Source organism: Wolbachia endosymbiont (group B) of Ablattaria laevigata, assembly GCF_964277395.1.
Taxonomy (GTDB): Bacteria; Pseudomonadota; Alphaproteobacteria; order Rickettsiales; family Anaplasmataceae; genus Wolbachia.
Map to the genome: position 1 here is coordinate 63,099 of NZ_OZ195519.1, position 26,707 is coordinate 89,805.

At 33.8% G+C, this 26,707-nt stretch carries 34 protein-coding genes, 1 tRNA gene and 3 pseudogenes; 18 read left to right on the forward strand and 20 right to left on the reverse strand.

The genetic code is table 11. From position 1 onward, the window contains the following. Positions 1 to 32 precede the first annotated feature (32 nt). Positions 33 to 105, reverse strand: a tRNA-Thr gene (locus ACICP1_RS00335). 19 nt (positions 106 to 124) lie between these two features. Between ACICP1_RS00335 and ACICP1_RS00340 the strand changes: the two genes are divergently transcribed. The 3 genes from ACICP1_RS00340 to pdxH are packed head-to-tail and all read left to right on the forward strand — an operon-like array spanning position 125 to position 1,788. Then, the gene (locus ACICP1_RS00340; protein WP_236080327.1) at positions 125 to 346 is read left to right on the forward strand and encodes a hypothetical protein; all 222 of its coding nucleotides are present in this window, start codon (positions 125 to 127) and stop codon (positions 344 to 346) included. A gap of 17 nt (positions 347 to 363) precedes the next feature. After that, the gene (gene mutM, locus ACICP1_RS00345) at positions 364 to 1,179 is read left to right on the forward strand and encodes a bifunctional DNA-formamidopyrimidine glycosylase/DNA-(apurinic or apyrimidinic site) lyase (protein ID WP_029237631.1); all 816 of its coding nucleotides are present in this window, start codon (positions 364 to 366) and stop codon (positions 1,177 to 1,179) included. A 15-nt stretch (positions 1,180 to 1,194) separates the two neighbouring features. Further along, positions 1,195 to 1,788, forward strand: a complete 594-nt coding sequence (pdxH, locus tag ACICP1_RS00350; protein WP_395460872.1) for a pyridoxamine 5'-phosphate oxidase — start codon at positions 1,195 to 1,197, stop codon at positions 1,786 to 1,788. Positions 1,789 to 1,894: 106 nt separating this feature from the next. Here pdxH and ACICP1_RS00355 read toward each other — a convergent pair whose 3' ends face one another. Next, positions 1,895 to 2,692, reverse strand: a complete 798-nt coding sequence (locus ACICP1_RS00355) for a phosphoribosylformylglycinamidine synthase subunit PurQ (RefSeq protein WP_064085770.1) — start codon at positions 2,690 to 2,692, stop codon at positions 1,895 to 1,897. Further along, positions 2,689 to 3,942: a DUF3333 domain-containing protein gene (locus tag ACICP1_RS00360; protein WP_395460873.1), complete on the reverse strand. Its 1,254-nt coding sequence runs from the start codon at positions 3,940 to 3,942 to the stop codon at positions 2,689 to 2,691. Before ACICP1_RS00360 ends, ACICP1_RS00355 begins: the two co-directional genes overlap by 4 nt. 102 nt (positions 3,943 to 4,044) lie before the next feature. On the opposite strand from ACICP1_RS00360, the gene ACICP1_RS00365 reads away from it, so the two are divergent. Beyond that, the gene (locus ACICP1_RS00365; RefSeq protein ID WP_264730073.1) at positions 4,045 to 4,203 is read left to right on the forward strand and encodes a hypothetical protein; all 159 of its coding nucleotides are present in this window, start codon (positions 4,045 to 4,047) and stop codon (positions 4,201 to 4,203) included. On the opposite strand, the gene rplS is transcribed toward ACICP1_RS00365, so the two are convergent. Then, complete coding sequence (gene rplS, locus ACICP1_RS00370) at positions 4,196 to 4,573, reverse strand: 50S ribosomal protein L19 (protein ID WP_264375216.1); 378 nt, start codon at positions 4,571 to 4,573, stop codon at positions 4,196 to 4,198. The genes ACICP1_RS00365 and rplS overlap by 8 nt on opposite strands. Further along, a complete protein-coding gene (trmD, locus tag ACICP1_RS00375) occupies positions 4,570 to 5,268 on the reverse strand; it encodes a tRNA (guanosine(37)-N1)-methyltransferase TrmD (RefSeq protein ID WP_353281607.1) in 699 nt (232 codons plus the stop codon). The genes rplS and trmD overlap by 4 nt, the downstream gene beginning before the upstream one ends. Before the next feature lie 65 nt (positions 5,269 to 5,333). Between trmD and purC the strand changes: the two genes are divergently transcribed. Next, on the forward strand, positions 5,334 to 6,056 hold the full coding sequence (gene purC, locus ACICP1_RS00380) for a phosphoribosylaminoimidazolesuccinocarboxamide synthase (RefSeq protein ID WP_264377528.1): 723 nt from the start codon (positions 5,334 to 5,336) through the stop codon (positions 6,054 to 6,056). On the opposite strand, the gene purM is transcribed toward purC, so the two are convergent. Further along, the gene (purM, locus tag ACICP1_RS00385; RefSeq protein ID WP_395460874.1) at positions 6,053 to 7,090 is read right to left on the reverse strand and encodes a phosphoribosylformylglycinamidine cyclo-ligase; all 1,038 of its coding nucleotides are present in this window, start codon (positions 7,088 to 7,090) and stop codon (positions 6,053 to 6,055) included. The two genes, purC and purM, sit on opposite strands and share 4 nt — an antisense overlap. A 137-nt stretch (positions 7,091 to 7,227) precedes the next feature. Between purM and ACICP1_RS00390 the strand changes: the two genes are divergently transcribed. The 3 genes from ACICP1_RS00390 (at position 7,228) to virB9 (ending at position 8,963) form a co-directional block, all read left to right on the forward strand. Further along, positions 7,228 to 7,503, forward strand: a complete 276-nt coding sequence (locus ACICP1_RS00390; protein ID WP_012481935.1) for a hypothetical protein — start codon at positions 7,228 to 7,230, stop codon at positions 7,501 to 7,503. Then, positions 7,488 to 7,853, forward strand: coding sequence for a histidine phosphotransferase family protein (locus ACICP1_RS00395; RefSeq protein WP_125855783.1), 366 nt, complete (start codon positions 7,488 to 7,490; stop codon positions 7,851 to 7,853). Before ACICP1_RS00390 ends, ACICP1_RS00395 begins: the two co-directional genes overlap by 16 nt. Positions 7,854 to 8,177: 324 nt before the next feature. Next, positions 8,178 to 8,963, forward strand: coding sequence for a P-type conjugative transfer protein VirB9 (virB9, locus tag ACICP1_RS00400; RefSeq protein WP_265014869.1), 786 nt, complete (start codon positions 8,178 to 8,180; stop codon positions 8,961 to 8,963). Positions 8,964 to 8,970: 7 nt separating this feature from the next. On the opposite strand, the gene ACICP1_RS00405 is transcribed toward virB9, so the two are convergent. Beyond that, entirely contained in the window at positions 8,971 to 9,564 is a 594-nt protein-coding gene (locus ACICP1_RS00405) for a ribonuclease HII (RefSeq protein WP_213863879.1), read from the reverse strand. Positions 9,565 to 9,569: 5 nt separating this feature from the next. Then, complete coding sequence (gene mraY / locus ACICP1_RS00410; RefSeq protein WP_395460875.1) at positions 9,570 to 10,550, reverse strand: phospho-N-acetylmuramoyl-pentapeptide-transferase; 981 nt, start codon at positions 10,548 to 10,550, stop codon at positions 9,570 to 9,572. A 157-nt stretch (positions 10,551 to 10,707) separates the two neighbouring features. On the opposite strand from mraY, the gene ACICP1_RS00415 reads away from it, so the two are divergent. Beyond that, the gene (locus ACICP1_RS00415; protein WP_395460876.1) at positions 10,708 to 11,706 is read left to right on the forward strand and encodes a hypothetical protein; all 999 of its coding nucleotides are present in this window, start codon (positions 10,708 to 10,710) and stop codon (positions 11,704 to 11,706) included. Positions 11,707 to 11,766: 60 nt separating this feature from the next. Then, positions 11,767 to 12,330, forward strand: a complete 564-nt coding sequence (locus ACICP1_RS00420) for a DNA-3-methyladenine glycosylase (RefSeq protein WP_214303133.1) — start codon at positions 11,767 to 11,769, stop codon at positions 12,328 to 12,330. 203 nt (positions 12,331 to 12,533) lie between these two features. On the opposite strand, the pseudogene ACICP1_RS00425 reads toward ACICP1_RS00420, so the two are convergent. Both ACICP1_RS00425 and ACICP1_RS00430 read right to left on the reverse strand, forming a co-directional pair. After that, positions 12,534 to 12,758 (reverse strand): annotated as a pseudogene (locus ACICP1_RS00425) (IS5/IS1182 family transposase); the annotation flags it as partial. A gap of 149 nt (positions 12,759 to 12,907) precedes the next feature. Further along, on the reverse strand, positions 12,908 to 13,927 hold the full coding sequence (locus tag ACICP1_RS00430; RefSeq protein ID WP_395460877.1) for a P-loop NTPase: 1,020 nt from the start codon (positions 13,925 to 13,927) through the stop codon (positions 12,908 to 12,910). A 79-nt stretch (positions 13,928 to 14,006) separates the two neighbouring features. On the opposite strand from ACICP1_RS00430, the gene ACICP1_RS00435 reads away from it, so the two are divergent. Together ACICP1_RS00435 and ACICP1_RS00440 are read left to right on the forward strand one after the other, a co-directional pair. Next, the gene (locus ACICP1_RS00435; RefSeq protein ID WP_395460878.1) at positions 14,007 to 14,243 is read left to right on the forward strand and encodes a hypothetical protein; all 237 of its coding nucleotides are present in this window, start codon (positions 14,007 to 14,009) and stop codon (positions 14,241 to 14,243) included. A 74-nt stretch (positions 14,244 to 14,317) separates the two neighbouring features. Then, positions 14,318 to 15,376, forward strand: coding sequence for a hypothetical protein (locus ACICP1_RS00440; protein WP_395460879.1), 1,059 nt, complete (start codon positions 14,318 to 14,320; stop codon positions 15,374 to 15,376). A gap of 79 nt (positions 15,377 to 15,455) precedes the next feature. Here the strand turns inward: ACICP1_RS00440 and ACICP1_RS00445 are convergent. Then, a pseudogene (locus ACICP1_RS00445) lies at positions 15,456 to 15,837 on the reverse strand (IS4 family transposase); the annotation flags it as partial. 388 nt (positions 15,838 to 16,225) lie between these two features. On the opposite strand from ACICP1_RS00445, the pseudogene ACICP1_RS00450 reads away from it, so the two are divergent. After that, positions 16,226 to 16,453 (forward strand): annotated as a pseudogene (locus tag ACICP1_RS00450) (ankyrin repeat domain-containing protein); the annotation flags it as partial. A gap of 102 nt (positions 16,454 to 16,555) precedes the next feature. On the opposite strand, the gene tyrS reads toward ACICP1_RS00450, so the two are convergent. Further along, a complete protein-coding gene (gene tyrS, locus ACICP1_RS00455; protein WP_264336526.1) occupies positions 16,556 to 17,818 on the reverse strand; it encodes a tyrosine--tRNA ligase in 1,263 nt (420 codons plus the stop codon). Between the two features lie 230 nt (positions 17,819 to 18,048). Continuing rightward, positions 18,049 to 18,366: a ribosome silencing factor gene (gene rsfS, locus ACICP1_RS00460; protein ID WP_007302263.1), complete on the reverse strand. Its 318-nt coding sequence runs from the start codon at positions 18,364 to 18,366 to the stop codon at positions 18,049 to 18,051. Positions 18,367 to 18,494: 128 nt separating this feature from the next. Here rsfS and ACICP1_RS00465 point away from each other — a divergent pair, with 128 nt between their 5' ends. The 3 genes from ACICP1_RS00465 to ACICP1_RS00475 are packed head-to-tail and all read left to right on the forward strand — an operon-like array spanning position 18,495 to position 20,353. Next, positions 18,495 to 19,094, forward strand: a complete 600-nt coding sequence (locus ACICP1_RS00465; protein WP_395460880.1) for a hypothetical protein — start codon at positions 18,495 to 18,497, stop codon at positions 19,092 to 19,094. Next, positions 19,087 to 19,575 (forward strand): RNA pyrophosphohydrolase, encoded by a 489-nt coding sequence (locus ACICP1_RS00470; protein ID WP_265014863.1) that lies wholly within the window; start codon positions 19,087 to 19,089, stop codon positions 19,573 to 19,575. Before ACICP1_RS00465 ends, ACICP1_RS00470 begins: the two co-directional genes overlap by 8 nt. Further along, on the forward strand, positions 19,565 to 20,353 hold the full coding sequence (locus ACICP1_RS00475; protein ID WP_010403563.1) for a TatD family hydrolase: 789 nt from the start codon (positions 19,565 to 19,567) through the stop codon (positions 20,351 to 20,353). Before ACICP1_RS00470 ends, ACICP1_RS00475 begins: the two co-directional genes overlap by 11 nt. Before the next feature lie 5 nt (positions 20,354 to 20,358). Here the strand turns inward: ACICP1_RS00475 and mdh are convergent, their stop codons facing one another. Genes mdh through ACICP1_RS00510 form a run of 7 tightly spaced genes read right to left on the reverse strand, consistent with a single transcriptional unit; the run spans position 20,359 to position 24,143 of the window. After that, complete coding sequence (gene mdh / locus ACICP1_RS00480; RefSeq protein ID WP_211907691.1) at positions 20,359 to 21,303, reverse strand: malate dehydrogenase; 945 nt, start codon at positions 21,301 to 21,303, stop codon at positions 20,359 to 20,361. A gap of 3 nt (positions 21,304 to 21,306) precedes the next feature. Further along, positions 21,307 to 21,882 carry an NADH-quinone oxidoreductase subunit C gene (locus ACICP1_RS00485; protein ID WP_395460881.1) on the reverse strand — a complete coding sequence of 192 codons (576 nt, stop codon included), beginning with the start codon at positions 21,880 to 21,882 and terminating at the stop codon, positions 21,307 to 21,309. Position 21,883: 1 nt separating this feature from the next. Next, complete coding sequence (locus tag ACICP1_RS00490; RefSeq protein WP_265041931.1) at positions 21,884 to 22,387, reverse strand: NuoB/complex I 20 kDa subunit family protein; 504 nt, start codon at positions 22,385 to 22,387, stop codon at positions 21,884 to 21,886. Next, on the reverse strand, positions 22,378 to 22,731 hold the full coding sequence (locus ACICP1_RS00495) for an NADH-quinone oxidoreductase subunit A (RefSeq protein ID WP_064085468.1): 354 nt from the start codon (positions 22,729 to 22,731) through the stop codon (positions 22,378 to 22,380). Before ACICP1_RS00495 ends, ACICP1_RS00490 begins: the two co-directional genes overlap by 10 nt. 17 nt (positions 22,732 to 22,748) lie before the next feature. Then, a complete protein-coding gene (locus tag ACICP1_RS00500) occupies positions 22,749 to 23,117 on the reverse strand; it encodes an HIT domain-containing protein (protein WP_006014413.1) in 369 nt (122 codons plus the stop codon). A 6-nt stretch (positions 23,118 to 23,123) separates the two neighbouring features. Next, positions 23,124 to 23,405, reverse strand: coding sequence for a hypothetical protein (locus tag ACICP1_RS00505; RefSeq protein ID WP_010403548.1), 282 nt, complete (start codon positions 23,403 to 23,405; stop codon positions 23,124 to 23,126). Between the two features lie 3 nt (positions 23,406 to 23,408). Then, positions 23,409 to 24,143, reverse strand: a complete 735-nt coding sequence (locus tag ACICP1_RS00510) for a hypothetical protein (protein WP_395460882.1) — start codon at positions 24,141 to 24,143, stop codon at positions 23,409 to 23,411. A 184-nt stretch (positions 24,144 to 24,327) separates the two neighbouring features. Between ACICP1_RS00510 and ACICP1_RS00515 the strand changes: the two genes are divergently transcribed. Beyond that, positions 24,328 to 25,704 carry a UDP-N-acetylmuramoyl-tripeptide--D-alanyl-D-alanine ligase gene (locus tag ACICP1_RS00515; protein WP_395460883.1) on the forward strand — a complete coding sequence of 459 codons (1,377 nt, stop codon included), beginning with the start codon at positions 24,328 to 24,330 and terminating at the stop codon, positions 25,702 to 25,704. 48 nt (positions 25,705 to 25,752) lie between these two features. Further along, a complete protein-coding gene (locus tag ACICP1_RS00520; protein ID WP_179945645.1) occupies positions 25,753 to 26,703 on the forward strand; it encodes a complex I NDUFA9 subunit family protein in 951 nt (316 codons plus the stop codon). Positions 26,704 to 26,707: the final 4 nt, after the last annotated feature.

Here is a 26,707-nt window from a genome sequence, read left to right on the forward strand (position 1 = left end):
TACGTCTACAATAACATGAATATAATTCAGTGTGCCGTTACCAAGATTCGAACTTGGGACCTCGTCATTACCAATGACGTACTCTACCACCTGAGCTACAACGGCAAGTTCACGTATTATGATAATGAATAACATGAAAAAAAATAAGGAAAAAGAAGAAGAGAGAAAAAGATTGGCAAAAGCTTTAAAGCAAAATATTCTAAAAAGAAAAAAACAGCAACAGAGTAGACAAAGCAGACCCCTTTCAAAATTTGTTTGTGGTGAGGAATTTTTAGGAGAAAGCGCCGCAGAATACCCAAACATATTTGAGGAAGCTTTAACGACAAAATTACCATCAGAAACTTAAGTTTTTAAGGAGGTATCATGCCGGAGCTGCCAGAAGTGGAAGTCATCTCTAACTTCTTATTTGATAAAATCAAAAATAAGAAAATAAGCAATGTGACAGTCAATAATTGTAATTTGCGTGTACCAATAACAAAAAATATTGATGATTTGCTAAAGGGCAAAGTTATAAATGATATCAAGCGTAGAGGTAAATATATAATCTCGAATATAGATGCTAGTATGGCTGTAATCATACACCTCGGCATGAGCGGAAAGCTTATATATGCTGAAGACAATCAAGCACAGAACAAACATGATCATGTGATATTCTTATTTTCTGACAACACTTCACTAATCTTTAATGACCCAAGAAGGTTTGGATTAGTGATTGTTTTAAACAGAGAGCAAGAACTAAATTTTTTTAATAACCTAGGAATAGAACCCCTCACAGATGAATTTGACGGACATTATTTACAGAAGTTGCTAAAGAACAGAAAAGCAAATATCAAATCAGTATTAATGAATAATAAGCTAATAGTTGGCGTAGGTAACATATATGCTTCTGAGAGCTTATTTAGAGCTCGCATATCACCACTTAGGCTAGCGCAAGATTTAACATATATAGAGTGCGAAAAACTTGCTATCGAAATAAAAAATACTCTGAGTGATGCAATTGCTGCTGGTGGTTCAACACTGAAAGATTATGCACAACCATCTGGATCTGCTGGATACTTTCAAAATAACTTTTACGTATATGGTAAAGTGCAAAAACCTTGCAGAATCTGCAACAATATCATAACACTTATACGACAAAATGGTCGTAGCACTTATTTTTGCAATGCATGTCAGAATTAAATTTTATTTTTGCATATGACACTCTTACCTGAAAAAGATCCTTTTGATTTGTTCTCAAAGTGGTATCAAGAAGTACTTAATTTTCCGTGTAAAGAGTCAACTGCAATGACGCTAGCAACGTGTAGCAAAGACTGCATTCCATCTGCAAGAGTGATATTACTAAAGGAGTATAGTAAAGAAGGTTTTGTGTTCTTCACTAATGCAAACAGTAGAAAAGGAAAAGAATTGACTGAGAACCCCAAAGCTGCACTCGTATTTCATTGGACAGAATTTTCTAGACAAGTACGAATTGAAGGAGAAGTTAGGCTTCTAAGCGGCAAAAAGGCTGACGAATATTTCTCTTCTCGAGCACGTGATAGTCAAATTAGCGCGTGGTGCTCAAAACAATCAAGAGTTCTGAAAAATTGGCAAGATTTTGAGCAGGCTATAGAATTGAAAGAGAAAGAATTTCACAATACACAAGTTTCTCGTCCTGACTTTTGGGTGGGATTTTGCGTAATCCCAAAGGTAATTGAATTTTGGCAAGAAGGTGAATATAGGAGACACACTAGATTTAGATATACTCTTGTTGAGAAAAGCAATTGGAAAGTGGAACAATTATATCCCTAACGTTAGAGAAAGCTACTCTGCAGATCAAAGATAAGGATTTATTGTCATAACAAGGAAAGTAACTTTTTATGGCTTAAAACTTGTTGTATGTAACGTATTGTAATACTTACGCAAAATATTTTAGTGCATTCTCAAATATGAGCATTCCATCACCATATTTTGGCATAGCCACTCCTGAACGTTTACATTTTTCTTTTTCAAGAGGCCAGTTGTCCTGCTGAGTAAAAAATATTCCTCTCTCTGGGTGAGGCATTAAAGCTAAAACTCTACCACTTTTGTCTGACAAAGCTGCCAGGTCGTATATAGATCCGTTTGGATTGTAAGGAAATTGTAAATTTGCATAGTCACCATTTTCATCAACGTAACGCAGTGCAACGGAATTATTTTCAATCAATTGATTTAAAATATCTTGATCCATAAAAAACCTGCCTTCTCCATGAGCAACAGGAAGATATAGCTCACTCAGGCCCCGTAGCCAAACAGAACTACTCTGCGGATTAACTCTCACTCTAATCCAACGACATTGGTAATTACCTATATCATTAGAGGTTAAAGCTAGATTAGAGAATTCTGGAACTAATTTTACTAATATCTGGCAACCATTACATATCCCTATAATAAGCTTATCCTGAGATAAGAAATTTTGAAATTCGTCTAACAAGTTGTTTTTTATACGTAAAGCAAATGCATTACCAGCACCAGTATCATCACCATAGGAAAAACCTCCTGGAATTGCAAGTATATTGCTTAATTTCAGTTCACTTGGATTATCTATAATATCATTAATGTGAACGATTTTTACTTCAATATTATTAATACCAAGCTTTCTGCTGCATTCCATAAATGCAAATGCAGTTTCTTTTTCGCAATTTAAGCCATAACCAGATAGGATTGTAATTTTCATGAATCAAAAAACTCGAACTTTCTTTTTACAAAATTTGCTATTAAATTCAAAGCAAATAGCATTAACAATAAAGCTATAATTGCAATGGCAGCAAGCTCAATAAATGCAATTTCAGGACTACTTGACCATATGTATATTTGTACAGGTAAAACAGTTGCCGGATCGAAGAAGGATGTAGGTGTATCAGCAATAAATGCTACCATGCCTATCATAAGTAAAGGGGAAGATTCGCCTAAAATCCTTGCAATTGCAAGCACTGCACCATGTATTATCCGTGGCAACGCAATCGGTAAAGAGTGATCCAATATCACCTTGATGTGAGGTGCACCTAGCGCAAACGCTGCATCTTTTATTGCAATAGGAACGTTTGTAAAGGCATTTTTTGTTGCAATAATAATATTAGGCAGCATCATAAATGAAAGAGTCATCCCGCCAACAAGCGGTGAAGAACGGGGTAAACCAAATATGCCCAAGTAGAGAGTCAGTCCTACCACACCAAATATTATCGAAGGCACTGCAGCAAGGTTATTCATGCTAATTTCTACAATACTGGTTATTAGCCTATTTCTAGGCATAAATTCATAAAGACAGATACCTGACATAATTCCTATTGGCAATGCCAACGCTAAGCATACTATAATTGTCATTAATGAACCGATAAATGCCCCTAAAATCCCTGCATTCTCAGGCTCACGAGAATCAGACTTAAGAAACAGAGACTTATTAAAAAATTTTCTTACTCTTCCCTTCTCCTTTAACCAATCAAGTAATTTAGCATAATGATCATTCAAACATTTATTTTTATATAGTGAATTGATCACACTCGATGCGGTAAACCAGATCTCATATTCACCACTATTTTTTACTCTCTTACGAAAAAATTTCTCTAGTTCTTTGTAAGAATTACGACTTAAAATTTCGTCACCGTCTTTAAAATCAGTTCCTTCAAACACCTTACGTAAAGAATTGTTGAGTAAGCCAATGGACTTATATCGTAAATCACCAGGATTATTAGTTAAAATAAGATCAGCATTTATTTCAACTGGCAATAAAATTTTCGTTACTGTTAAAGCACTGTAAGAGTTAACTAATATACTTAGTAATATACATATAGGACACCCAATTGAGACAATCAGTGCTGTAAAAGAGCAAAAGCATAAAATGCTGTTCTTTTTATTTTTTCTTTTTACACGAGCATGTACGCGCTTAGATTGAAGTAACTTAAGGAAGTTTTTCTTTATTATACCCATTTACTTTTCTTTACATGAGGATTTGAAAAGACTTTCCCCTTTTTCCAGTGCTTGACACTGAGATCTAACAGGCTTTGCCTGCAAATAATTTTTATATTTTCCATGAAAGCACAAACCAAAAGGAGAATCTGGATCCCAGTGTCAAACATTGGGATGACACCACAGCAGGAGGCAAAGTACAGTTGTGCGCCACACACTGGGATAATAAGAGAGAGTTTTGAGATGATACAATTGACATCACTCCCTATTGTATCTACTTAGATTTTTTTTTAACATAAGTAGTACGTTCTTTGATCCTTGCAGCTTTCCCAAATAGCTTGCACAGATAATATAATTTTGCTCTACGGACCTTTCCCTTTCTTATCACTTGTACTGAAATTAATGCAGGAGAGTAAACAAAAAATTGTGATACTATACTTTCTCCATGACTTACCTTTCTAACTGAAAAAGAAGAGTGTAATCCACGATTTCTTTTTGATATACATACGCCCTCAAATATCTGTATACGCTCACCCATACTATCAACTACCTTAAAAGTGACCTTCAAATCATCGCCAGGACAAAAAGCTGGCATCTCTTTGGCTAATCTTTGTATTTGTTGTTCGTTAAATTTTTCAAGCAAGTTTGTCATTTATCATCTCCATTCAACAATTCAGGTCGACGTTCCTTTGTTCTAACATATGACTGTTCCCTTCTCCAATCACTTATTTTTCTGTGATTGCCAGACAAGAGAACCTCAGGAACTTTGTACCTACTCCACTGCTCAGGCCTAGTATATTGAGGATATTCAAGCATACCACCACTATAACTAAAACTTTCTTCAGTAACGCTATCGGAATTACTTACTACACCTGGAAGAAGCCTAACGCATGTATCAAGAACTACCATTGCAGCTGGCTCACCTCCCGAAAGTATATAATCTCCAATACTTAACTCATAAGGAGTATACACATCAATTACTCTTTGGTCAACACCTTCAAATCGACCACACAATATTGTTACATGAGGAATTTCTGTTAACTCCTTTGCAATGCTCTGATTAAATTTTGTACCAGATGGAGTCATATAAATAAATCTAGTATTTTTATGAGCAGAAAGCACATTATCAACTGCATTACCAATCACATCTGGGCGCATAACCATCCCTGCTCCACCTCCGTATGGAACATCATCCACAGTTGAATGTTTATCTTTTGCAAAAGAACGAATATTTATTACTTCAAGGTTCCATATTTTTTTTTCTAACGCTTTTCCGGCAAGAGAATAGTTCAAAAACCCGGGGAACATTTCTGGAAATATGGTTAACACTGTAACACTAAACGTCATTAGCAAATTTGTAGTAAACTAAGCAGCAATTTGATATTATCTTATAGTATACAGCTAAATCAATCATGTCACTGAATAAAACGATATACGAAGGTAAAGCCAAAGTCATTATTGAAACTGAAGACTCATCAACTGTTATACAGTACTTTAAAGATGATGTTACAGCGTTCAACAAGGAAAAATATGAAATTATTGAGGGCAAAGGAATAATTAATAATCATGTTAGTGCTTTTATCATGGAAAAGCTTGAAGAAGCAGGAATTAGCACGCACTTTATAAACACTTTAAACGAAAGAGAACAGCTAGTCAAAAAACTCAAGATAATACCTCTTGAGATAGTGGTTAGAAACATTGCAGCTGGCAGCTTTTGCAAACGTTTTAATATCAAAGAAGGTGAGACACTTACATCTCCTATAATCGAGTTTTTTTACAAAAATGATGACCTAGCCGACCCAATGGTGAATGAAAATCACATACTATATTTTGGTTGGTTATCCCATAAAGAAATGGAAGAAGTTAAAACTACAACTTTAAAGATCAACAAAATCTTAGTCGACCTATTTTCAAATGCAAATATATATTTAGTTGATCTCAAGTTAGAATTTGGCAAATTGATAAACAACAGCACTAAAATCATTTTAGCCGATGAAATCAGCCCTGATAATTGTAGGCTATGGGATAAAAATACGCATAAAAAGCTAGACAAAGATGTTTTCCGTTTAAATCTAGGAAACTTAAAGGAAGCATACTCAGAAGTTGCAAAAAGACTGTCAGTAAAGTTAGACTAACTAAATACTACTCTATCAAGTGGAGGGTTACATGCCTCATCAAGTTTTCCAATAATCTCAATTTTTTCTCCACGCTTTTGGAAATGGCTTTCCACATCCTTCATATTATCGGGATCTACAATCAGTACTATACCTATGCCGCAATTAAATGTTTTTAACATTTCTCTCTTTTCTATTTTGCCTTCTTCTTTCAGCCATAAAAATATATCTGGCCATTTCCAAGAATTAATATTTATGTCTACAAATAAATTTTCTGAGAGAATTCTTGGAATATTGTCTATTAACCCGCCACCTGTTATATGCGCAATGCCTTTTACCTTTGGCATAATAGGCAACAAAGAATCAACATATATCTTTGTTGGCTTAAGTAATATTTCACCCCAAGATTTATTATTCCATGGAGATATATCATTATAATTTATACCTAAGCTTTTAAAAATATGGCGCACCAAAGAAAATCCATTTGAGTGAATTCCATTTGATTCTAAACCAACTACACAGTCACCTGCTTTCATTATACTACAATTTGGAAGAATTTGCTTTCGATCAACAACACCAACCACAAACCCTGCAAGGTCATAGTGATTGTTACCATACATTCCAGGCATTTCTGCAGTTTCTCCACCAACTAATGCTATTTTAGATTCCTTGCACCCTTCTGCAATGCCCTGGATTACAGACAATAAAACGTTTTTGTTTAAAACGCCTGTTGCAAAGTAATCAAGGAAAAATAAAGGTGTTGCTCCTTGTGCAAGTAAATCATTTACACACATTGCAACTAAGTCTATACCTATAGTATCATGCTTATTCACCTCTTGAGCTATTAATAGTTTTGTGCCCACTCCATCAGTTGAGGAAACAAGTACTGGATGGTCGTATTTCTTACTCAGCGAAGAAAAGTCAAACAATGCGGAAAATGATCCTACTTCACTAATTACTTCTTCTCCTTTAGTCTTTTCAATAATAGGTTTAACTTTTTTTATTAGTTCATTATATAGTTTAAGGTCTATTCCAGATTTAGCATAAGTACTCATAGCGCCTTCATAAATCTTATAATTATTAATACTACATTAATGCTTTGACACAAAAAGCGCAACGAAACTTTCTCTTAAATTGACTACTACGTGCCTACCAATATAGGGTTAACTTAAATCATTTATACTTTTATCCAATGAATAAAAACATAATGTTAATAACAGAATGCCTATCAGGACGAATTCTTCATGATTTTGCTAGTTCTATGCAAGGAATAGTGGGTGGATTGGAAGAGCTTGAAGAAAACAACCCTAATATGCAAAACGAAGCATTGTCATTGCTTAAAGAAAGCTCCGATGATTTAATATATAAATATAAAGTTATGAAGCAAGCGTATTCTCATTCATCAGATAATTGCAGCTTTGTTAAGACTAAATCCAATATAGAAAATTATTTATTAAAAAAAAAGTAAAGCTTCAGTGGAGAGTAAGTGAATGTCCTACAGAAAACTTAATTGAAAAAATAAATAAGATAATTTCCAATATGGTGATAACTATAATCAGTGCAGTGGCACAAATTGAATTAGTTTCTATTTTACTGACTAAAACAGAAGATAAAACACTACTCACTATAAAAGTAGTAAATGAACATAAATCAATAAGTACATTATTAGTGAGCAAATTAACAAAAAAAAATGATATTCGTTTGGATACAAAAGACATTATTATCTATATGACTTCTTTACTGTTAGAACAGTATAACACTAAAATCAATTGCACTTGTGAAAGTAATTCACTGAATATAGGTTTAACTATAACTTGAGATGGCTTCATATTTCATAAAAAGGAATCGATACTATAAATTTGAATCTTGGATAAGGAAAGGAAAAATTTTGTGGAGTAACCTAGACATAAAATCTGTAGTTAATTTGCAGGAAGTGTTAAATAAACTGTGTCAAACCGAGAAGTAAAAATAAAATAGAAACAAAAAATGGAGGTTTGACACAGTTTATTTAACACTCCCCTTTTTCCTGCAGTAATGAATTATTATGAAGCTTGCATTTTCTGTCGCTTACTACTGGGATAGCTTAACAGTTGCAGTGCATGTCTATCAATGATAAAATGAAGATCAGTTTATTTTGATACTATGATTAGGGTACTCTTTGTTGCACTATTATTTTTTTGTGGTGGTGATGCACTTGCAAAACAGGAACCACGACCAATAGCTGGTGATAACCACATAAAGGTAATGAATTATAATCCACAGGCTATACATAAGTACACGGGCTTTTATGGTTATCAATCCAGCATATTGTTTGAGCCAGGGGAGGTAATAGAGAGTCTTTCAATGGGTGATGCAACCGGTTGGCAGCTCCTTCCTCAAGGTAATAGATTATTTATTAAGCCTATAGATGATATTGCCGATACTAATGCAACTATAATTACCAATAAAAGAGTTTATTATTTCGAGTTTCATGCTGAAGAAGCAAACGGGCTAGATGATCCAAGGTTAGCATATGAAGTAAGGTTTCTTTATCCACTGTTCAACAGTGATGAAATTTATTCAACGAGTAACGGTGATATTCTAGAGCAAGCTAGTCATACCACTATCCCTGATATAAGTGATATTGAGGTTATAAAGAAAGGCTTGAATTTTAACTATTCCATCTCGCACGTTAAAGGCAGTCAATCAATAATACCAATTAAGGTTTTTGATGACGGAAAATTTACATATCTACAATTTAATAAAATAAACTCTGATTTCCCGGCAGTTTTTATGGTTGATTCTGCAGGATATGAATCCTTGATAAATTTTCGTACAGTTGATGACTACCTGATAATTGAAAGAGTAAGCTCGGTATTTACCTTAAGAAACGGATCAAGTACAGTCTGCCTGTTTAATGAAAACATACCTTTCAAAAAAGGTAAGTGATTAAAGGCTATAGTATTCTTATAGGTGCAAAATTCTTTCTATGGTGCTTCGTAATTCCATGAAGGCCAATAGCGCTGAGGTGTTCTTTTGTTCCATATCCCTTATTTTTATACCAATTATATTGAGGATGTTTATTATGCAATTCTTCCATAAGCCGATCTCTTGTAACTTTTGCAACGATTGAAGCAGCTGCGATTGATATACTTAAGCTATCGCCATTCACTATAGATTTTACTTGCCATTTTACTTCAGGTGGTTGATTACCATCAACTAGCACATAATCTAGTTCTAGATTCAAGTTTGCCAACGCACGTTTCATTGAAAGCTTTGTTGCTTGCAAAATATTGTATGAGTTTATTTCTTCTACGCTTGCCATTCCTATACCAAATTTTGCAACAGACGTTATTTTTTCGTATAGAACTTGCCTACACTTAGGGGTTAGCTTTTTTGAGTCGTTTATTCCATCAATAACCGTATCTCTATCAGTAAATATTACAGCTGCAGATATCACTGGACCGGCAAGCGGACCTCTTCCAACTTCATCTACTCCTGCTATAATTCCTGATAATGTATCTTCTAATGTGAAATCTGGATATTTCATAGTTCCTATAATAAGAAAGTTAAAGCAAAAATCGAACAAACGATAGAAATTATCCAAAATTTTATAACTATTGTATTTTCTGACCACCCTTTCTTTTCAAAGTGATGATGTATTGGTGTCATAAGGAAAATTCTTCTTCCTGCTCCATATCTAAATTTTGTATATTTAAAATATGATACCTGAATAATCACAGATAAAGTCTCTATTACAAAGATTATTCCAATAACGGCAAAAAGCATTTCTTTTTTAATTAGAACACTAGTGAGTCCTAAAGCTGCACCGATTGATAGGCTTCCAACATCACCCATAAATATTTTTGCTGGATGTGTGTTAAACCACAAGAAACTTAAAATAGCTCCTATAAATGCAATGCAGAATAAAGTAATGTTTACATCTGTCTGAGTGATGTATGCAATTAGCCCCAAAAAAGCAAAGGAAGTAATGGCTTGAGTTGCAGCAAGGCCATCTAGGCCATCTGTAAGATTCACAGCATTAGAAGAGCCGACAATTACAAATGCAGCAAACGGAAGATATAGATAGCCAAGGTCGATTGCTACTTCTCTAAATAGAGAAATTTTTGTAAAACCTTCAGCAGATTGTAGCTTAAGTATAAACATACAGACCAGAGTAACGACAAACTGAATAAGTATTTTGGTTTTTGCACTTAAACCTCGGTGGTGATTTGTCTTCAATTTTAAATAGTCATCAATAAATCCAAGTAGAGCAAAAAATAGAGTTATAAATACCAGCAATGAAATTTCTGGTGTTAATTGAGTCCAAAGCAGGATTGGTAATAAAGCAGAAGTTAGTATTATTATTCCACCCATAGGTGGTATATTCTTTTTTGTTATTAAATGACTTTCTGGTCCATATGATCTGATTGGTTGTCCATCTTTACTTATCTTTTTTAGAAGTTTTATAAAATAGGGAAAGAGAATAAACCCAAAAATAAATGAGATAAAAAACGTCTTTGTAGCTGAGATCACCTGCCTATTCAAAATTAACTAGATATTATACCAAAAGCTTTACCTAATCTCAATTTATACCTTTTTATCAGCTCATTTTATTTGGAGTAAATTTAGTTGTTGATTAATTATGACAAAGTTTTCATACTAATATTTTGTTAATGGTAAGAGGTGGCATATGTTAGATTATATTAAAAAGCTTTTGTGGGCTACTACAGTACCTGATAATGAGAGTAGAGTTAAAAGTTCTTACACGCATATAGTAGAGAAACCTTCTTTCGGTGATGCAGCTTCAAAGTTGAGTAAGGAAGAAAGGTCAGAAGAGCATCTTGTTCTTCTAAAAGGTAAAAGCAATAGCTCTGGTACAACTGTAACAGAAGGATCGTCTAGTATTCAGAATGCAGCATCAGGCAAGAACAGGCGTGGATATATCAAATTAGACAGTGATGAAGAATGGGATAAATTCTTTGAGTTACAGAATGATCCAGACACTAATACTACAAACAAAGAGCCTTTTTCTCCGAAGAAAGGAGAATCTCACTATCATGGCAAAGAGATCATAGGTAAAATTGCTGACCAAATTAAAGCAGAGATATCTGAAGGTATGAAAAATCATACTATAGGGTCCATAATGATAAAAGAAGGCAAAAGGGAAGAGAATATTGTTTATCCTACCGTGAGAGTTGTGCTACATGCCAATAAAGAAGGAGTAGATATAGCTAAACTTCTAGGCGGTAGTATATGTAAAGAATATGGTGTAAGAACAATTACATTTTGTCATCCTAATCAAGAAAAAAAGAGGGGGGCATCTTGCTATATTAATAATGATAGTGATAATGAGGAAAGAGTTTATGAAATAATTAGTGGGTTATATGAAATGACTTTAAAGTGGTATGTTGATGGAAGAGAATGCAAAATTAAAGTTAACATTGATGGTAATAATGGTGTAACTCTCCTTGAAGGCAACGGTGTTACTGCAGAGCAGTTGCGTGCAAATAAAGAAGTCAAAATAGGTAAGAGACGTGAACCAAAATCTTTATATGAAGCGTTAGTACCGCAATTGCAACAAAAGAGCTCTGAATCAGTCAAGGTTTTACAGCAGCCTTCAACAGATGTAACAAATGTGACAACAACACCAACTTCTACTTCTCAGAGATGTAGGTATCCTCTTATCTAAATAAGGAAAAGCGAAAATAGTATGAGTTGCTTGCAAATGTAAGTAACTTGTACTTCTATGATGAATAACACAATATTACCAAGAAATTTCTATGAACGGCCAACTTTAACCGTAGCTGGGGAGCTGCTAGGGAAGATGCTGAAATTTTCTAATTTTAGTGGAATAATAACTGAAGTTGAAGCGTATATAGGAATGGATGACCCAGCTTGTCATGCAGCAAGAGGCTATACTAATCGAACCTCAGTAATGTTTGGTACGCCAGGGTTTTCGTACGTATATTTTATATATGGAATGTACTATTGTCTAAATATTGTAACAGAAGCAGAAGGATTCCCAGCAGCAGTGTTAATACGAGGATTAAAGCTCACTGAACCGCTTGAAGCAAATTTAGGCGGGCCAGGCATACTGTGCAAAAAATTAAACATTACAAAAGAACATAATAAACAAGACCTTACTATAAGTCATGAATTTTGTCTCTATGAATATCACCTCAAACCAGATTATGTGTGCACTCCAAGAATCGGAATTAGTAAAGGCAAGGAGAAATTTTGGCGATTTAAAAGTTGCGTTTTAGCAGAAATGCCTAAAATCACACTCAACAATAAATATAGACCTCCTGCATAAACTAGATAAAAAGGCAAATAGCCTTTTATGTTTACCAACAATAGACTTCTTGGATAACCTAAGGATATTTTTTGATCTTCTATGGGGGAGTTGAACATTCCCTTTTTATAAAACTTTTGCATACTCCTATTTAACTTTAATAGCTCTTTATCTTCCTGAAATCTGGATGTTTTATCAATGCATCTTCTATTCAGCCGTTAGCAAGAACTTTCACTTATTCCATAGCTTTGCGCTATATGGAAATATGTACGGTATTTACACAAATATTCGAGTGCTATTAATAAATATATTTGGTTTTCCTCCTCTTGCCTTTTTCTTGGCCTCTTCCTCTATTAAAATTTCTATTATTTTTCCAATGTTTTTCTTTTTACTCCTCTTAGTCTTCGAAGCTTCTCTTCATCAAGTTTACTTACCTGCTCAAAATTTATACCTTCCCTAATATTGCTTCTACTACTTGTTTCTTAAGTTATCCAAGAAGTCTATTGTCTGTTCAGATACGAGGTCGCTGCTGCCATTTGAAATATTTTATTCACCTAAAATTACATTCTACCTATTTTAAAAGTAGTTTAAAAAAACTTTATAGACTGCATACAAAAGACCTAACATCTTTAGCAATGCCTTCATAAATCCTTACTAAATCCTCACTTAGTATTGAAGGATTTCCACAATCAGAAGCACTACATATTTGCGGATCTAGAGGAATTCTGCTCAAGAGTTTGACTCCCAGCTCTTCAGACATTTTTTTTGCACCACCTTTTCCAAATATGTGTATTTTTGAATTATCTTGAACAAAATAGCTCATATTTTCCACAATGCCGATAATTGGCACGCTGAGCTTTGTGAACATATCATAAATTTTTTGTGCATCGACTAAAGCAAGCTCCTGTGGAGTTGAAACTATTATTGCTCCAGTTAAACTAAAATTCTCCATCAGACTTAAATGTACATCGCCAGTGCCAGGCGGTGTATCAATGATTAAATATTCTATATCAGACCACCTTGTTCCCATTAGCAAATTGTAAAGTGCTTTTGTGATCATAGGTCCACGCCATATTACTGCGCGGTCCTTATCAATAAAATAGCCAATTGAAATAGTATAGAGACCATGTTTCTCTATAGGCATTGCTTTACCACTCTGTATTTCTGGTTTTAATTTCTCAGTGCCCAACATTTTAGGAATCGAAGGACCATATATATCTGCATCAACTAGCGCAACTTTATGTTTTAATTCTGCTAACGAAAGAGCTAGATTTAGTGCAACTGTCGACTTACCCACACCTCCTTTACCAGAAGCAACGACAATTATATTTTTCACTCCTTCGATATGAAGTTTAGCTTTTTGTTGCCTAGCTTGTTTTTGACCAGTAGCAACTACAGTAACCTTTCCTACTCCCGGTATCGCCTTAACAGCTTGCTCACAATTTTTTCTTAATTCTTCATTTGGCTCAGTAACTTCAAGAGCAAAAGCAACATCTTTACCCTTAATAACAATTGAGGATACTACACCAACATTCTTACCACTTTTCTTCTCTATAACCTTTTTTAGGCTCTCTCTTACGGTTTCCTCATTAACCTGTGTAAATTTTTTCCAGAACATATGATGAAATTTTTTCTATTGGTGTATACTAACATAGAATAATTAAACTGCACTGACTTTAAAACGAGGTTACAAGAGTATGCTAAATGATAACAACTTAACACAAGCACAACGAAATTTGCATTTTAAGTTGAAAAAGGTAATATCAAATGGTGAGGGAATTAGTAATATCTTGAAAGTAGCCTCAGAGAATGATTTACTAAAAGTTCTTACAATAGGATATACTACACGATTTCCAACAGATGGAGGACGCACTTTAACACTGCTTAGCCTAGCTATACATAGAGACAATAATGAATGTGTTAATTCTATTTAGAACAAGCTCAAAACAATGGTATACTACAAGATATTCTTACTGCTCCAAATATTATAAATTATCAAGATGGTTTGATGTACAACTTAACATCGCTTGGCTTTGCTATACATTACAATAAGCCAAGATATATTAATGATATTTTAACAAAAGCCCAGGACAGTGGAATACTACAAGATATTCTTGCTGCTAGAAATATTGTACAGTATTTCAATACTAAGGAGTATGCTTTAACACCACTCAGTTTCTCTATATATAAAGGTAATAAAGAATGTATCAGTTCTATTTTAGAAAAAGCTCAAAATAATGATATGCTGCAAGGCGTTTTTATTGCTGAAAATATTTTACAGTTTTCAGATGGTCTGACGCATATTTTAACACCAATTAGCTTTGCCATATATGAAAATAATAAGGAATGTTGTAACTACATTTCAACAATGATTCAAAATAATGTTGTATCGCAAGATATTCTGAATAATTGGACATACATTTTAACATTGCTTGGCCTTGCTATATATAGAAATAACAATGAGTATATTAATACTATTTTAAGACAAGCTCAAAATAATGGTACGCTGCAAGAAGTTCTTACTGCTAATAAAAATACTATGTGTTCTCCAGATGGTTGGACGTACAACTTAACATCACTTGGCTTTGCTATACATGAAGGTAATCATGCACATATTAATTCGATTTTAACTCAGGCCCAAAATAGTGGTATATTGCAAAATGTTCTTGCTGCTAAAAATACTGTATATTCTCCAGATGGTTGGACGTACAACTTAACATCACTTGGCTTTGCTATACATGAAGGTAATCATGCACATATTAATTCGATTTTAACTCAGGCTCAAAATAGCGGTATATTGCAAGAGATTCTGACTACTGAAAATACTATAAACTATAAAGACGGTCGGACGTACAGCTTAATACCACTTGGCATTGCTATATATAAAGGTAATATTGAATGTATTAATTTTATTCTAGCACAAATTAATGATATGCCGCAATACATCATCTATGCTGCCTTTCAACCAACTGCAGCGATTAATGAAAGGAATACTAGGATTAGTAGTGCATTAGATAATGTATCTATTTCTTCTAGGTATGTTAGAGAAAATAGCAAAGTCAATTAATTTCTTAAGTAACTCTTTCTTGCAAGTACTACTTTTTTATGTATCTGTTCAGGCAATGGCGTTAACTTAAGAGAATAAATTAGCAAGCTCTCCTAAAGACATTATGACGTTTAGGCTTATCTACTTTATTGCGGCTATACAATCTTCACGTTAACTTTAGTGCGTATTTTAAAAAGGGCTTGAAAGTTTTTTGGTGCTAATAAGCACCTGATAAAGTTTCTGTCTCATTACACCAAATAAAACTGAAAAATTTAAACGATACTCAGCAATTTGATCTGGGTTCCAAGGCTCTTGTGCATCACACATATGAAGTATTGCACATGACCAAGTTTGCACAAAATTCTTATCTCTAAATTTATCTCAGAAAAATTCTCTAATTCTACTTCTACTTTGAGTCGTTTATAGCACTCCTCTATGTGACACCTTAATAAATAAGCTTTACTGATATCTTCTTTATTGAAATAAAATAGAAACCAAAGGTCCTATTTTTCACAGTATTTTACTCCTTAACATCTTTCCTTAAGTTAACGCTATTGGGTTTTGTTGCATCGCTATCTACGATGAATAAAAGATAAAATGTAGAATATCAATAGCTTATTATTCTAGCATTTATAGTAAGGACAGTCAGTAAATATCTAAATTTAAGTAAAAGAAGTTTTACTATCATTCACTAATCTAGCTAGAATTCAAGAATTTCAATGCTTTAGCTATTTTAAGTAGAATTAAATTTACTAGTACAAACAATAAATTACTATTCTTAAATTTGATCAGATTGATTGCAAAAAATAAGATTTTCAATAAGCTGCTTGTATAGTTAGCCTTTCATAGATAGTGATGCAACAAAGCCCCGGTGGAGTAACTGCATTATTAGGTACTGCTATATCTATAGCACTTTTTACAGCCGGAGCAATTACAGCTGAGTTAATACCTATAGTTATAGCAGTAGTTGCAATTACAGCAACAGCACTAATAGTTGGCAATGCTATATATAAATTGTCAAAGCCTGATACTCAAGTTGATAAACCAATCTTAGCAAATCGACAGCAAGAAACTGCTAGCGATAGTAGGGTTGCCTAGCGATTCTGCCACAGTGTCAGCTGCTTCAATGATATCCATTTGTTCCTATAATTATCTTTTCTTGGCTACCTTATTTTGCTATTCTGCTGAACAGAGACAAATTTACTTTCTTACTTCACTCACTAAAATTTTAATATGGCGTTTCTTTCCTGCAGACAATTTTATGAATGACTGATCTTTGAAGCTCTCAGAATTTATTATATAGTTAACATCATTTATAGTATTATCATTAACTTTGCATCCATTGCCCTGTATTAAACGCTTTGCCGCGCCTTTTGAAGGTTCAAAACCGGTGTCATGAAGCAAGTCTATCAGGAGTATGCCATTTGCAACTTGTTCTCTTGTGATAGTGTAACCAGAAAGCAATGAACTGTCTTCATTTTCAAAAGCAGAGATTGCAGCAGATCGTGCAAGTTTCGCTTCTTTACAACCGTGACATATTTTTGTCACTTCTGTTGCCAAGACCTTTTTTGCTTCGTTTGTTTCTTGATCCTTCAAGGACTCTAGTTTTTTAATTTCATCAATTGATAAATCAGTGAAAAGTCTCAAAAAACGACCAACATCTTGATCATCAACATTGCGAAAATATTGCCAGTAGTCATAGGGCTTTAGCATGCTACCATCAAGCCATACTGCTCCACTTTCAGTTTTGCCCATCTTTTTTCCTTGTGCGTTTAATAAAAGAGGTGTGGTAAGACCAAACAGCTCAGGTAAATTTAACTTTTTGCCAAGTTCAATTCCGTTTACTATATTTCCCCATTGGTCTGACCCTCCAATCTGGAGACGACAGCCATACTTTTTATTCAACTCGACAAAATCATAGGCTTGTAACAACATGTAATTAAACTCGAGAAAGCTTAGATTTTGCTCCCTATCTAGCCTAATTTTCACACTATCAAAGCCTAACATGCGATTTACAGAAAAATGTGTCCCTATATCACGCAAAAAGTCTATATATTTTATGTTATCTAACCAATCTGCGTTGTTTACTATGATTGCACCAGTTTTTCCATAATCGAAAGATATCATCTTCTCGAGGGTTTTCTTTATACCAAGTATATTTTGATTGATATCTTCTATCGGCAAGACGCTTCTTGCTTTGTCTTTACCAGATGGGTCACCAATTTTTGTTGTGCCACCTCCAAGTAGAATTATTGGCTTATAACCGAATTTTTGTAGGTGACGGAGCATCATGATTTGAATGAGACTGCCAATATGCAAACTTGGTGCCGTACAATCAAACCCAATGTATGCAATTATATAATTATCTTGTGATAATAGCTGGTCTAACCTATCAATGTTTGTACATTGATATAGGTATCCTCTTTCTTGAATGAAGTTTAAAAACTCGGATTTATGTTTCATAATATGTTATTTTGTGTGTAAACGGTGTTGTTAACGATGGCGTCATTCCAGTGCTTGACGCTGGAATCCAGTTTATTATGAAATTTCATCAAAAATGTTGTATAGTGTGCTCGTTTATGATTAAGTTTTCTAGATTCCAGTGTCAAGCACTGGAATGACACCACCAACTTCATAAGGGTTGCCTTCAAAATTACAACATTTGAGCAAGTGTATACCAGCTACCTGGATAATCAATTCCATAACTCTTCTATCTTATAATATTCTCTTACTTCTGGCCTGAATAGGTGAACCATTATACCTTGAAAATTCACAATCACCCAGTTACCTTCATCCATACCTTCTACATCTATTTTATCATATTGCTTGAGATTTTTCATCACGTGCTCAGCTAATGCTTTTACATGGCGGCTCGAATCACCGGATGCAATGATCATATATTTTGCAATGACAGTTTTATTCTGTACATCAAAAGTAACTATATCTTGACCTTTGTTTTGATCTATTACATCTACAATTGTATTTTTTATTGATTCTGTATCACCATTCATTATTCTAAATTATATAATTTATCTGTAATGATACACTCAAAATTTCTGAATATGAACTATTTTTGATATGTTTCTAGTGTAACGTTTATAATACATATATTTGTAATATATGATAGTTTTCTGATGGTATGATCATTTACTTAATCGGATTTCCGGGTAGTGGCAAACTTACGATTGCAAAAGAGCTGTGTAATATTATTGATGGGGTGATAGTAGACAATAACCTGTTTAATAATATTATATTTGATATGATTGATTTCAGAAACGCTGAGGTTACAAGTGAAATATGGGAAGAAATTTTTGTGATTAGAGAGAATATGTTAGCAATATTGGAAAAATACCATATAGAATCAAAGCATTATATATTTACAAACGAATTGATAAAAGGTGATTCCTATGATCAAAAAGTATATAACTCAGTGGTGAATTTAAGTAAAAAAATGAACGTGGAGATTCTCCCTGTGGTGTTATATTGTAATAGTGGAGAACTAGTAAAGCGCGTTCAATTAAAGGAAAGAGAGCAGGAGAGAAAAATTACTGATTCAGATTTTGCTATGAGAAGAATTAAAGGAAAGAAACTATTTGTGCCTCAAGGTTCACTTGAAATTGATAACTCAAACTTAAGCGCAAAAGAAGTTGCAAAAAAAATTGTTGAAAAAATGAATAGTAAAAAAGTAGTTGGAACTTCTATGATAGATAATTTAGCAACAGAGAATATTTGTGGTTAGCCAGGAGAAAGAGTATCGCCCTTGTGTTGGCATAATGCTATTTAACAAACAGGGAAATGTTTTTATTGGAAAACGCTTTGATAGTGACTCTTATTGGCAGATGCCACAAGGAGGAGTTGATGAAGGTGAAGAACTAGAGCAGGCAGCGCTACGTGAGCTATTGGAGGAAGTTGGTACTGATGAAGCAGAAGTTGTGGCTCAAAATAAAGAGTGGATATATTACAACTTACCCGAGGAAGTTATACCGATATGCTGGAATGGGAGATATTCTGGCCAAAAGCAAAGGTGGTTCTTAATGAAATTTTGTGGGAAGGATAAGGATATTAATATTAACTATACTGATCATCCAGAGTTCAAAGAGTGGCGTTGGCAAAATGTGGATGATTTGGTAGCCAGTGCCATACCGTTCAAAAAAGAAGTTTATAAAAAAGTGATAGAAGAGTTTTCTTCTATCATAAAAGGATCTATTTATGATAGTTGATTCTCATTGTCATCTAATTTATTTTTCTGATGATGAAATACCAAAGGTAATTTCAAGAGCAGAGCAAAATGGTGTGAGAATTTTGCATAACATATGTATAAGCATTAATGATATCCCTAAATTATTAAAAATCTCTTCATCCTATGATCAAGTCTACTGCTCCGTTGGTATACATCCGCTTGATACTAATGTGGAAAAAGGTGAATGTATAAATGCTGATGAATTGATTGAATTTACTAAGGGCAAAAAGGTAATTAGTATCGGTGAAACTGGATTAGATTTTTATAAATCTGATAACAAAAGCAATCAAAAAAAAAGTTTTGCATCACATATAGAAGCGGCAAAAGTAACAGGATTACCTTTAGTTATTCACACTAGAAATGCTGATAGTGAGATGATTGATATGTTAAATTCAGAAATGAAGAAGGACGCTTTTAGTGGAGTAATGCATTGCTTTGCTTCTTCTAAAGAGCTTGCTTATAAGGCTATGGACTTGGGATTATACATTTCATTTTCTGGAATTATTACTTTTAAAAATGCGAACTTACTAAGAGAAATTGCACAAAATGTGCCACGTGAGCGTGTTTTAGTTGAAACTGATGCACCTTATCTATCTCCTGAGCCTTACAGAGGAAGAAAAAATGAACCGGCAATGGTGAAATATGTTGTGAATTGTTTAGCAGAATTATGGAATGAATCGCCGGAACAAGTAGCAAAAATAACTACAAATAATTTTTTTAGACTGTTTTCGAAGCTTGAGCTCAAAGAAATTCTATAGGGCAATTAATTTAGCTGACAGAGCTCTTTTACTGCACTTACAGATTTATAAAACATCTCTTGTTCACTATCGTTCATTTTAACTTCTAGAACTTTCTCAACTCCATTTTTGCCAATAATAGTAGGAACACCAATGAATAAGTCTTTCACACCATATTCACCATTAAGATAAGCAGCGCATGGTAATATACGCCTTTTATCTTTTAAGTATGATTCTAGCATACTTATGGCTGAAGATGCAGGAGCATAGTATGCAGATCCAGATTTAAGTAGATCAACTATTTCTTTTCCACCATTACGAGTGCGCTCAACTATTTCATCAACTTTTCCTCGCGTAATCAAACCCATCTCAATGATTTGGGTAAGTGGAATGCCAGCAATTGAAGCATAATTGATTAGTGGTACCATAGTGTCACCATGTCCTCCAAGCACAAAAGCAGATACATCTTCGACAGAAATATTTAACTCACTTGCAAGAAAATAACGAAAACGAGCAGAGTCAAGCACTCCTGCCATACCAACAATCATATTAGTTGGCAGACTTGAAGATTTGTATACTACTGAAACCATAGCATCTAAAGGATTGGTAACCACTATTACAAATGCGTTTGGAGAATGTTTTTTAATATTTTCCCCAACCTCTTTCATTACTGCAGCATTAGTTTGCAGAAGGTCATCTCTGCTCATTCCAGGTTTTCTGGCAATGCCAGCAGTTATTATAATTGCGTCAGAGTTTTTTATATCTTCATACCTATTTGTACCAGTAATATTGACATTAGATCGATCAATAGGAGATGATTCTGTAATGTCAAGCGCTTTACCTTGTGGTATTCCATCGCTTACATCAAGCAAAATAACATCTCCTAGCTCTCTTAGTGCAATCATATGGGCAAGAGTCCCACCGATATTTCCTGCACCAATCAAAGATATTTTTTTTCTTTGTGCTGTCATTTTCTACTCCTTTATATTTACTTTTGTGGCTTTACTACCTTCCCAAGGGGATAAGCTGTCAAACATACGAAAATCTTGTGGTAAGTCTATAGGATTATATACAACCTTTTTTGCCTCTATATCGTATCTTACTTCCTCGTAGCCAGTGAGAGGAAAATCTTTTAACATTGGATGACCTTTGAATCCATAATCCGTTAAAATCCTACGTAAATCTGGGTGATCAGAAAACTCTATTCCATACATATCAAATACTTCACGCTCAAACCACGAAGCTGCGTTAAATATCTTTTCTACACTTAGAGGTATATCACCTTCACATAACTGAAGCTTTATGTGCACTCTGATATTGTGTACAACGCTGAGCAAATTGTATATTAGCTCGAAACGTTTTTCTCTATTTGGGTAATCAACTCCAAAAACGTCAACTAATAATTCAAGCCTACACTTTTCATCATCACGTAGAAAGAGTAAGTGATTTTGAATGTCATTCAAAGCTGAATATATTACAATAGTGCCATCATTTTTCTGAATACATTCACATTTAGTCTTTTTTTGTATGTATTTTGCAGTTTTATCCATGCTATATATTTTTAGTTCGTTTTATTTTATTTTGTAGACATAGCATTCCATATAGCAACGCCTCAGCAGTTGGAGGGCATCCAGGAACATACACATCAACTGGCACAATTCTATCGCAACCACGGACTACTGAGTAAGAATAATGATAATAGCCACCGCCATTTGCACAACTTCCCATAGAAACGACGTATTTGGGATCTGCCATTTGATCATAAACTTTACGCAATGCTGCTGCCATTTTATTAGTTAACGTGCCAGCAACAATCATAACATCTGCTTGCCTTGGGCTTGCACGAAAGATTATGCCATATCTATCAAGATCATAACGACTGGATGCAGTGTGCATCATCTCTACTGCGCAACATGCAAGACCAAATGTCATTGGCCACAATGAACCAGACCTTGCCCAGTTCATTATATAATCTATTAAATCGCCAAATTTAGTGATAAGAAAACCTTCTTTTTTGTAACGATTCCAGTCGTCATTAGATAAATTTACTCCCATTCCAACGCACCTTTACACCACTCATAAATAAAGCCTATAGTAAGTATTGCAAGGAATATCATCATAGACCAAAATCCGCAATAGCTTATTTTAGATAAAGAAACGGCCCAAGGGAAAAGAAAAGCAATTTCTAAATCGAATATTATGAACAATATTGCAACTAAGTAAAATTTTATGTCGAAACTTTTTCTGGCTCTTGATAAAGGATTAAAGCCACACTCATATGTAGAAAGCTTTTCACCATCTGGGTTACTGACTGCAAGAAACATAGGTAATACACCTAAAGTAAAGGATACTACAATTGATACACAGATAAAAATTAATATGGTTAAATATTCACTCATTTAAAAAACATATAACACTATGAATTTACATGCTTTCCTAATCTTTTACCACCTAAAATATGTATGTGAAAGTGCGGTATAACTTGCTCTCCATCTTTACCGTGATTAGTAACTAATCTATATCCTGTTTTTTCTAAGTTATATTTATGTGCTATTTCTCTAACAGTTTTAAAAAAACTTACTATTTCCTCTTCGGAAGCTTTCAGAACAAAATCATCGTATGAAACGTATTGAGCTTTTGGTATAACTAGAATATGAACTGGTGCATCAGGATACTTATCACGAAAAGCTAGCACATTTTCATTTTTATGTATTTCCTCATAAGACAACTCACCTCTTAATATCTTAGCAAAAATATTAGTGTCATCATAAGCTGTACTACCCATACTTTATTAAATTCCTGGTCCTCTTCTATTTTGCTTATGATTTGGTGTAGAAGGTGGGCTTATTGCTGCTTCGCTAGAAGCATCTTCAAGACTTGAAACGTCTTTTAGCTGTATATCTTGTCCACGCAAAACTGACCCATAGTCCATTTGGTGTCTTTTTGAAAACGTTTCTATTCTTTTTGCCCTTCTTGCAGCAATAACTTCTGGTTGTAAATGATACATATCTCCAGGAACAGTTAGGCTATGATACCTTTCCTCTATTTTAACTTCTTTCATAACACTCTCCATAATTTATTTCCCCCTACCTCTTATGCTTTCGCAACTTTCAAAATCTTGTTTAATAGCTTTTTGCCAATTATTTAGAATTTTCTCTGATGACTTTTCTTTATCCATGGGCCTTACAACTTCCTTTGACTGCTGCTTTTTACTATCGTATCCACTATACAACTTTTCTGCAATATCATACAGCAACTTTCGGTCTGTGTGAACTTTAAACTCTCCACCAGTAATTTTTGCCAAATTTTTGAGATCATAATCAATTTTATTATAAATTCCTTCAAGAGCGTACTTTTTCATTACTTTTGCATCTATACCTGGATTTTTATCTTTTATTTCTTGGATAATCTTCTCAACATCAACTTCAATTACAATTTTGTTTTCTTCTCTAGAAATAGTTATATTTGGCAGATCTTTCCTTATTTTATCTAATTTCTCTGGACTCAAGTAAGGTATATCCCCCGTTAAAGTTCTTGACGCTAAAAAACTTACCTTTCCTTTTCCTTGTTTTGTTATTTGTATGCCAAGGTACTTACTAGCTTCTGTGGTTTTTATAGGTGGGTCATATTTCTCTTCTTCTTTAGGTACATCACTCACAGCCTTTTTTAATGAAACTTTAGCATCATGCTTCATTTCATCAATTGAAGCAAACGGTTTCTTTATAGGATAAATAAGTGCTTTAGGCACAAGAAAAAACACGCCTTTTATCTTAGCCAAAATAGACTTTTTATTTGACTCATCTTCTGCCATACATACCTCCAAGTCACTTTCTACAATCAGATAGTAAAATACACCCAATTATAGACGAAAATATTTAAGCTTGTATATCTATTATAAGATGAAATTATAGAGATAGCAATCATTATTTGTACATTACCAAAGTATGTAGTATTTTTGCTGCTTTTCTTGTTCAAATTACCTTTAAAGATAAATTATGTTAAAATGGAACGCAAATAATATTATCGATGCTACTGGCGGAAGAGGGGAGGGTGTTTGTAATTCGGTATATAGCTCAAATATTTCAACGGATACAAGAAGCATAAAAAAAGGTGATTTATTTATTGCTCTCAAGGGAAAGAAATTTGATGGGCATGATTTTCTACATGAAGCATTTTTAAAAGGAGCTGTTGCTGCGGTAGTAAGCGAAGATAAATATAGAAATTTTCCTCTAATTATTGTGCAAGATACTCTAAAAGCTTTGCATAATATGGCATCATATTACATTAGAAATGTTCTTGTTAATGCTAAAGTTATTACAATTACAGGTAGTGTCGGGAAAACGACTACAAAGGACATGCTGCACACTGTTCTATCGCAATATGGAGAGTCTTATGCAAACAAAGATAACTTGAATAATAATATAGGATTACCTTTTACTATTCTAAAAGTCCCAAAAAACTGCCAGTACTTAATCCTTGAAATGGGAATGAATAGAGCTGGTGAGATAAAAGAGCTATCGAAGATTAGCAATCCGGATATTGCAGTTATTACCAACATCGAACCTGCGCATGTTGAAAATTTTTCATCTCTACTTGATATTGCGCAAGCGAAGTTAGAAGTCCTATGTGGTATGAAAAATAATGGTACTTTGGTTTTGAACAAGGATAATAAACATTATGATTATCTTTTATCAAATGCTGACAGAAATGTAGTGAGCTTTGGTAAGAATGAAAGTGCTACTGTTCGTTTGTTAGACCTAATAAGAAACGATAGCGGTATAAATTTAAAAATTAAACCGCACAACGGTCAAATTATAAACTGTAATTTACGTTTGCGGGGTGAGCATTTTACATACTCTGCATTAGTTGTGACAGCAGTTGTGCAAAGTCTAGGACTTGATTTATCGAAATTACCACTAGCACTTGAGAATTTTACTGTAACAGAAGGTAGAGGTAATGTTCATCAAGCTAAATACAATGGAAAATTAGTACATTTGATTAACGACTCCTATAATGCTAACCCTACTTCAATGAAGGCTGCAATAAGAACTTTAGGTACATATTCTAATTTAAGAAAAGTGGCACTACTCGGCGATATGTTAGAACTTGGTAATGAAAGCATAGTATTTCATACAGAATTGCTTGACTCTATAGTAGAACAAAATGTGAATAAAGTTCATACAGTTGGTAAATTTATGTTAGAATTGAATAAACTTTTACCGGAGAATATAAAAGGCATGCATTTCGATGATTCTAACCAATTGAAAAGTAATTTAGCTAATATTGTTCAAGGTAATGATGTAATTTTAGTTAAAGGTTCTCATGGAATGAGAATGGACCTTATAGTGCAGGAATTCACAATAGAATATTAAATAAAACTATTGTATTAATTTAAAGTTAAGTTATTGGAAGTTTTAACTGTGATAAAACGTATAGTTATTTTTGGTGGAACGGGATTTATAGGAAAACACATCGTAAGACGCTTGGCAGCGGCGGGGTATTTAATAAGAATATTTACTCGTGATCAGGAAAAAGCTGCTTGTCTAAAGTTATGTGGCAACTTAGGGCAAATATCAATACTTGAAGGAGATTTTTTTAATGAAAAATCAATTTTAGAAAGTATGGAGGGGTGTGATGTTGTTATAAACTTAGTAGGAATATTATATGAAAAAAGAAAATACGATTTCTATACAGTTCATGTTGGAATAGCTGAAAGAATAGCAAAAGCTGCGCAAATAAAAAATGTATCCATGATGATACATTTTTCTGCCATGGGAATAGAAAATGATAAGTTATCAAAATATGCCCAAAGTAAATTGAAAGGTGAGAAAGCTGTAGCTTCGGCGTTTCAAGGAGCAATGATAATTAAGCCCAGTCTTGTATTTGGTAAAGAAGATAATTTCTTTAATAAATTTGCAAGATTAGCAACAATTCTTCCTTTTTTGCCGTTGATCGGTAGTGGAATAACGAAGTTTCAGCCGATATGTGTAACAAACTTAGCTGAAGTGGTATACCGTATTATCAGCTTTAATAAGCAAGATAAAAAAATTTATAATATAGGTGGATCAAAAGTTTACTCTTTTAAAAGCTTATTAAAGTTTATTCTGAATGTGACTAACAGAAAGTGTCTACTGATCAATGTACCTTTTCCAATGGCAAGATTGATAGCCTTTTTCTTAGAAAGTAAAGTTGTTTCTGTGCTGTTAAAACCTATAACTGGAGATGCAAGCCCTATACTTACTCGAGATCAGGTGAAAGTTATGATGAGTAGTTCAATCGAAAAGTCAGATGATCTCGAAACAATGAAAATTAGACCACTAGCAATTGAAAATGTGGTACCAGAATACTTGAAAATTTATAGAAAGCATTGATAGA